This is a genomic window from Burkholderia sp. Cy-637, assembly GCF_011753175.1.
In the GTDB taxonomy this organism is placed as follows: Bacteria; Pseudomonadota; Gammaproteobacteria; order Burkholderiales; family Burkholderiaceae; genus Burkholderia; species Burkholderia gladioli.
In genome coordinates this window covers 1-6,435 of the sequence record NZ_VWWC01000263.1, presented here as the reverse complement: position 1 = coordinate 6,435, position 6,435 = coordinate 1, and the positions used below count along the sequence as shown (strand labels likewise).

Genomic DNA, 6,435 nt, shown 5'->3' with positions numbered 1-6,435 from the left:
CGCGGCGCCGGGCTCGCGCGCATCGGCCAGGCGCACCAGCACCTCGCCGAGCGCGCGGCGCGCCTCGCCGCGGATCAGCACGAAGCGCCACGGGCGCAGGTTGCCGTGATCGGGCGCGCGCAGGGCGGCGTCCAGGATCGCATCGAGTTCGGCGTCGCTCGGGCCCGGCTCGGTGAGCGGCCAGCGCGATTGACGCGAGAGCAGGCCCGCCAGGCGATCGGCGGGGGTGGTGGAGGCTGGGGCGAGGCCGGCTTGCGGCGTCGCCGGGGAGAGCAGGGCAGTCATCTCGGACAAATCCGTTCGGTGAATGGACGAATCATCGAACAAATCGAGATTAAATGCAAATAATTCTCATTTGCGATTGGTGGATCGTCATGCTGCGGGGCGGCAAAACATGGTGGGAAAGGCGGTGTGCCGGGCCGCTGCCTGCGCTGCCGAGGCGGGTGCCCGCGGCGGCGCGGCGGGCCACTTGATACTGTTTGACAAATGCCCGGAGCGACACATGCGGCCTGATTACCTTTCTCCGGTTCGCAAATCCTCCGCCGTCGCCTCGCATCGTTTCCGATTCGCCGGGCAATCTGCACCGTCGACGCGGCTCCGCACACGCTTGCCTGCGCTTTCTTCGTGTCGCGATCAATCCCCTCGTGCGCCGATAGGCAATGCAGCAAAACCGGCGCATGATCGATTCCGGCTTCGATGCACAGCGCCGGCGCATGTCGGCCGGCTCGATGCGCGGGAGAGGATGCGTCGCGGGGTGCCTGCCTCGTCTCGGCGCATCGCCGGCGCGCGAGTCGGCCAGGTCGGCACCGGCATGGTGCGTTATGTCATCAAACGGTGCCATATCCACGGAAGAATCAGGCTGGCGGAAGGCACGGGACTTGCAATATCAGGTCCACGCCGGTCCGGCACCCGATGCCGAACACAAGAAGATGGAGAGAATCCTGAATGAAGCCATTCGATGAAATGCTGTTATCCGGCGACGCGGTACGCGCACCTTACGAGCGCCTCAAGCAATGGCTCGACAAGCAGGACCCTGCGAGCCTTGCGCAGAAGGCCCACGACGCCGAGGGCGTGTTCCGGCGCACCGGCATCACCTTCGCCGTCTATGGCGATGCCGAGGCCGCCGAGCGGTTGATTCCGTTCGACATCGTGCCGCGCATCATCTCCGGCCAGGAGTGGACGCGCCTGTCGCAAGGCATCGAGCAGCGCGTGATGGCGCTCAATGCCTTCCTCGACGACATCTACCACCGCCAGGAGATCGTGCGCGCGGGCATCGTGCCCAAGCACCTGATCGCGCACAACGAGGCCTTCCTGCCCGAGATGATCGGCTTCCGGCCGCCCGGGAACGTCTACACCCACATCATCGGCGTCGACATCGTGCGCACCGCCGAGAACCAGTTCTACGTGCTCGAGGACAACGCGCGCACGCCGTCGGGCGTGTCGTACATGCTCGAGAACCGCGAAACCATGATGCAGCTGTTCCCCGAGCTGTTCCAGCGCGTCAAGGTGCGGCCGGTCGAGACCTACCCGCAGCTGCTGCGCCAGTCGCTGGCCGCGGTCTGCCCGCCGGGCGGCAATGCCGACAACCCGACCGTGGCGGTGCTCACGCCGGGCATCCACAACTCGGCCTACTACGAGCACGCGTTCCTGGCCGACCAGATGGGCGTGCACCTGGTGGAGGGCAGCGACCTGCAGGTGATCGACGGCCGGGTGGCGATGCGCACCACCGAAGGCTTCCGGCCGATCGACGTGCTCTACCGGCGGCTGGACGACGCCTTCCTCGATCCGCTCACGTTCCGCCCCGATTCGGTGCTCGGCGTGGCCGGCATCATGGACGTCTACCGCGCCGGCAACATCACGATCGCCAACGCGCCCGGCACCGGCATCGCCGACGACAAGGCGATCTATTCCTACATGCCCGAGATCGTCGAGTTCTACACCGGCCGCAAGGCGCTGCTGGAGAACGTGCCGACCTGGCGCTGCGGCGAGGCCGACAGCCTGCAGTACGTGCTCGAGCACCTGGAGGAACTGGTCGTCAAGGAAGTGCACGGCTCGGGCGGCTACGGGATGCTGGTCGGCCCGGCCTCGACGCGCGCCGAACGCGAGGCCTTCTCCGCCAAGCTGCGCGCGCGGCCCTCGAACTACATCGCCCAACCCACGCTCGCGCTGTCGACCACGCCGATCCTGACCGAGGCGGGCCTCGCGCCGCGCCACGTCGACCTGCGCCCCTTCGTGCTGGTCTCGGACCGGATCCGCATCACGCCGGGCGGCCTGACGCGCGTGGCGCTCAAGGAAGGCTCGCTGGTAGTCAATTCGAGCCAGGGCGGCGGAACCAAGGACACCTGGGTGCTGGCCGACTGAGGCCCGCGCTACCGGCACGCGCCGCGCCTCGCGCCGCGCGACAGAGAAACAAGGATCGGAGAACAGGACATGCTTCTTGGACGCACTGCAAGCGGTCTTTACTGGATGTATCGCTATATCGAGCGCGCGGAGAACACCGCGCGCATCGTCGACGCGGGCCTGCGCATGGCGCTCACGCGCACCGCGGACGCGCCGGCGGAATGGTCCTCGGTGCTGGTCAGCTCGGGCGCCGACGAGGGCTTCCGCCAGAAGTACGAGGAATACACGGTCGACAACGTCGCCGACTACCTGCTGCGCGACCGCGACAACCCCTCCAGCGTGCTGTCCTGCATCGAGTACGCGCGCTCGAACGCGCGCATGGTGCGCATCGCGCTGACGCGCGAGCTGTGGGAGACCGTCAACGACGCCTGGCAATCGGTGAAGCGGGTGCTGGCGCAGCCGGTCAGCTCCAGCCAGCTGCCGGCCATCCTCGACCACATCAAGCGCGAGACCGCGCTGATGCTGGGCAGCTTCTACGGCACCATGCTGCGCAACGAGATCTTCGATTTCGCCGAGCTGGGCGCCTTCATCGAGCGCGCCGACAACACCGCGCGGATCCTCGACGTGAAGTACCACCTGCTGCTGCCCTCGGTCTCGCACGTCGGCACCATGATCGACAACTACCAATGGGAGTCGATCCTGCGCTCGGTGGCCGCGCACCGCTCGTATCGCTGGGTCTACGACGTGCAGTACAAGCCGATCAACATCGCCGACTACCTGATCCTCAACGGGCGCATGCCGCGCTCGCTGCGCTATTGCTACGGCCGCGTGATGTCGAGCCTGAACCGGCTCGGGAAAGATTACGGCGTCACGCACGAATGTCACGAAACCGCCGCCAGAATCCTGCAGATGCTGTCCGACAATTCGGTCGAACGGCTCTTCAAGAGCGGGCTGCACGAATTCCTGACCGATTTCATCGGGCGCAACAACAGCCTCGGCGCGGAAATCGCCCAGGCTTACAACTTCGACTGAGAGATCCGCCATGCGACTCGCCATCCGACATATTTCGCGCTTCCAGTTCGACGAGCACGCGAGCCATGCCCTGCAGCGCCTGCGCCTGCGCCCGCCCAGCGGGCCCGGCCAGACCGTGCGCGCCTGGCAGGTGACGATCGACGGCGTCGAGCCCACCGTCAGCTACGCCGACGGCCTGGGCAACCGCATCGACCTGGTGCGCCACGACCGCGGCGACAAGGCCGAGGTGGTGGTGGTGGCCGCCGGCGTGGTCGAGACCCAGGACCGGGCCGGCATCGTCGGCAGCGCGGACGATTACGCCGCGCCGTGGATCTTCGAGCGCGCCACCGAGCAGACCCAGGCCGGCGAGCGCGTGCGCGAGCTGGCCGAGGCGCTGCCGCTCGAGCACCGCAGCCTCGACGCGCTGCACTGGCTGATGACCGAGGTGCATGCGCGGATCCGCTACGCGCCCGAGCTGGCCGACTCGGATGCCGATGCGGAGGCCGCGCTGGAAGCGGGCCAGGGCACCAGCCGCGACCACGCGCAGGCCTTCATCGCCGCGGCGCGCTCGCTGAAGATCCCGGCGCGCTACGTGAGCGGCTACCTGCTGACCGACGGCGCGCTGCAGCGCATCGCCGAAACCATGCAGGCCTCGGGCGGCGCGCAGCAGTCGCAGCGCATGCAGATGGATGTCGACGGCACGCTCCACGCGGCGCAGGGCGCGGCCGAGGCCGAGCCGGTCGCGCGCCTGCAGCAGGCTGCGGTGGCCACCCTTCCGCAATCGGGCCACGCCTGGGCCGAGGCCTATGTGGAAGGGCTCGGCTGGGTCGGCTTCGATCCGTTCATGAACCGCTGCCCCGACGAGCGCTACGTGCGCGTCGCCACCGGCCTGGACTGCCGCGATGCGCGGGCCGTGACGGGGATCGGCGCGCGCGCGGTGGGCGTCGAGATCAGCGTGATCCAGTCGCCCGAGCTGGTCTGAGCGCGGCGAGTTGGCGCGGCCTGGCGCGGCTGCCGGAACCGGCGTGGCGGCCTTGCGCGCGGCCGGTGCCGGCCGCCGTCGCCTCGATCGCCGGCCGTGCCGTCGCGAGCTTGGCAGCCGCGCGCTTCGTCCTCGGGCGGGGCGCGCCGCTTGGTTGCCGGATCCTCGGCCCCGGACCGCGGCACCTGACCGAACCACCGCGCGCAACACCGCGAACCACCCTCGAAGCAGCACCGAAACCCTGAACCGCAGCGCCTGTCGTCCCGACCTGACCCGAACCGACCGACCCTGACATGTCCATCCACGTCGCGCTTCACCACACCACCCGCTACCGCTACGACCGGCTGGTCGGGCTCGGCCCGCAGATCGTGCGGCTGCGTCCGGCCCCGCATTGCCGCACGCCGATCCTGTCGTACTCGATGAAGGTCGAGCCCGCGCAGCATTTCGTGAACTGGCAGCAGGACCCGTTCGCGAACTACCTTGGGCGCCTCGTGTTTCCCGAGCGCACGCGCGGCTTCGAGATCACCATCGACCTGGTGGCCGAGATGTCGGTCTACAACCCGTTCGACTTCTTCCTGGAGGAAGCGGCGGAGACCTTTCCGTTCAGCTACGACGCCGCGCTGCGCGACGAGCTCGCGCCCTACCTGGTCTGCGACGCGGCCACCGGCGCCTCGCCGCTGTTCCGCGACTACCTGGCCGGCATCGATCGCGCGCCGCAGGGCACCATCGACTTCCTGGTCGCGCTGAACCAGCAACTGCAGAAGGACATCCGCTACCTGGTGCGCCTGGAGCCCGGCGTGCAGACGCCCGAGCAGACGCTGAAGCTGGCCTCGGGCTCGTGCCGCGACACCGGCTGGCTGCTGGTGCAGCTGTGCCGCCACCTGGGCCTGGCCGCGCGTTTCGTATCGGGCTACCTGATCCAGTTGACGCCCGACGTGAAATCGCTCGACGGCCCCAGCGGCACCGAGGTCGACTTCACCGACCTGCATGCCTGGTGCGAGGTCTACCTGCCCGGTGCCGGCTGGATCGGCTTCGACCCGACCTCGGGCCTGCTGGCCGGCGAAGGCCACATCCCGCTCGCCTGCACGCCGCAGCCGACCAGCGCCGCGCCGGTCGAGGGGCTGATCGACGAATGCGAGGTGGAGTTCGAGCACGAGATGGTCGTCACGCGCATCTACGAATCGCCGCGCGTGACCAAGCCCTATACCGAATCGCAATGGGGCGACGTGCTGGAGCTGGGCGCGGCGGTCGACGCGCAACTGGCGGCCGGCGACGTGCGGCTGACCCAGGGCGGCGAGCCCACCTTCGTCTCGATCGACGATCGCGACGGCGCCGAATGGAATACCGACGCGCTCGGGCCCACCAAGCGCGGCTACGCCACCTCGCTGATCCAGAAGCTGCGCGCCGAATACGGCGAGGGCGGCTTCCTGCATTTCGGCCAGGGCAAGTGGTACCCGGGCGAGCAGCTGCCGCGCTGGGCGCTGTCGGTGTTCTGGCGCAAGGACGGCGAGCCGGTCTGGCAGGACCCGGCGCTGTTCGCCGACGAGCGCGAGCCGTCCTCCTACGGCACCGAGGACGCGCAGCGCTTCCTGCGCGCGCTGGCCGAGCGGCTCGGCCTGAGCGACGAGCATATGCGTCCCGGTTTCGAGGACGTCTGGTACTACCTCTGGCGCGAGCGCCGGCTGCCGGTCAACGTCGATCCGTTCGATTCGCGCCTGGACGACGAGCTGGAGCGCGCGCGGCTGCGCAAGGTGTTCGACCAGAAGCTCGACACCGTGATCGGCTACGTGCTGCCGCTCAAGCCGCTGCCGCAATCGCCCGGGCTGGCCGGCCCGCGCTGGGAAACCGGCCCGTGGTTCTTCCGCGACGAGCGCATGTACCTGATCCCCGGCGATTCGCCGATGGGTTATCGCCTGCCGCTCGATTCGCTGCCCTGGGTCAGCGCTACAGACTTCCCCTACCTGATCGACCAGGATCCGTTCGCGCCGGCCGTGCCGCTGCCGACCGCCGAGGCGCTGCGCGCGCGTTACCTGGGCGCCGCCGACGCGCCGCGCTACCTGGCCGGGCAGGGCGGCTACGGCGCGCAGCGCATGGCCGCCGCG

5 protein-coding genes are annotated in these 6,435 nt (G+C 69.0%); 4 read left to right on the top strand and 1 reads right to left on the bottom strand.

Translation table 11 applies throughout. The annotated features are described in order from the left end of the window. Positions 1-285: nitroreductase family protein (locus F3J10_RS33770; RefSeq protein ID WP_205200579.1), on the bottom strand; the 285-nt coding region annotated here is incomplete at its 3' end. Positions 286-945: 660 nt separating this feature from the next. Between F3J10_RS33770 and F3J10_RS33765 the strand changes: the two genes are divergently transcribed. From F3J10_RS33765 to F3J10_RS33750, 4 genes are all read left to right on the top strand, one after another. Continuing rightward, entirely contained in the window at positions 946-2,361 is a 1,416-nt protein-coding gene (locus tag F3J10_RS33765) for a circularly permuted type 2 ATP-grasp protein (protein ID WP_025098336.1), read from the top strand. Positions 2,362-2,430: 69 nt separating this feature from the next. Then, entirely contained in the window at positions 2,431-3,372 is a 942-nt protein-coding gene (locus F3J10_RS33760; protein WP_025098335.1) for an alpha-E domain-containing protein, read from the top strand. Between the two features lie 10 nt (positions 3,373-3,382). Further along, complete coding sequence (locus F3J10_RS33755; protein WP_167243894.1) at positions 3,383-4,333, top strand: transglutaminase family protein; 951 nt, start codon at positions 3,383-3,385, stop codon at positions 4,331-4,333. 293 nt (positions 4,334-4,626) lie between these two features. Next, the coding region (locus tag F3J10_RS33750; protein ID WP_167243893.1) for a transglutaminase family protein at positions 4,627-6,435 on the top strand (1,809 nt) is incomplete at its 3' end.

Bases quoted from the DNA above. Each gene is read 5' to 3' on its own strand.
- F3J10_RS33765 (WP_025098336.1), top strand. From the start codon at position 946: ATGAAGCCATTCGATGAAATGCTGTTATCCGGCGACGCGGTACGCGCA.
- F3J10_RS33760 (WP_025098335.1), top strand. From the start codon at position 2,431: ATGCTTCTTGGACGCACTGCAAGCGGTCTTTACTGGATGTATCGCTAT.
- F3J10_RS33755 (WP_167243894.1), top strand. From the start codon at position 3,383: ATGCGACTCGCCATCCGACATATTTCGCGCTTCCAGTTCGACGAGCAC.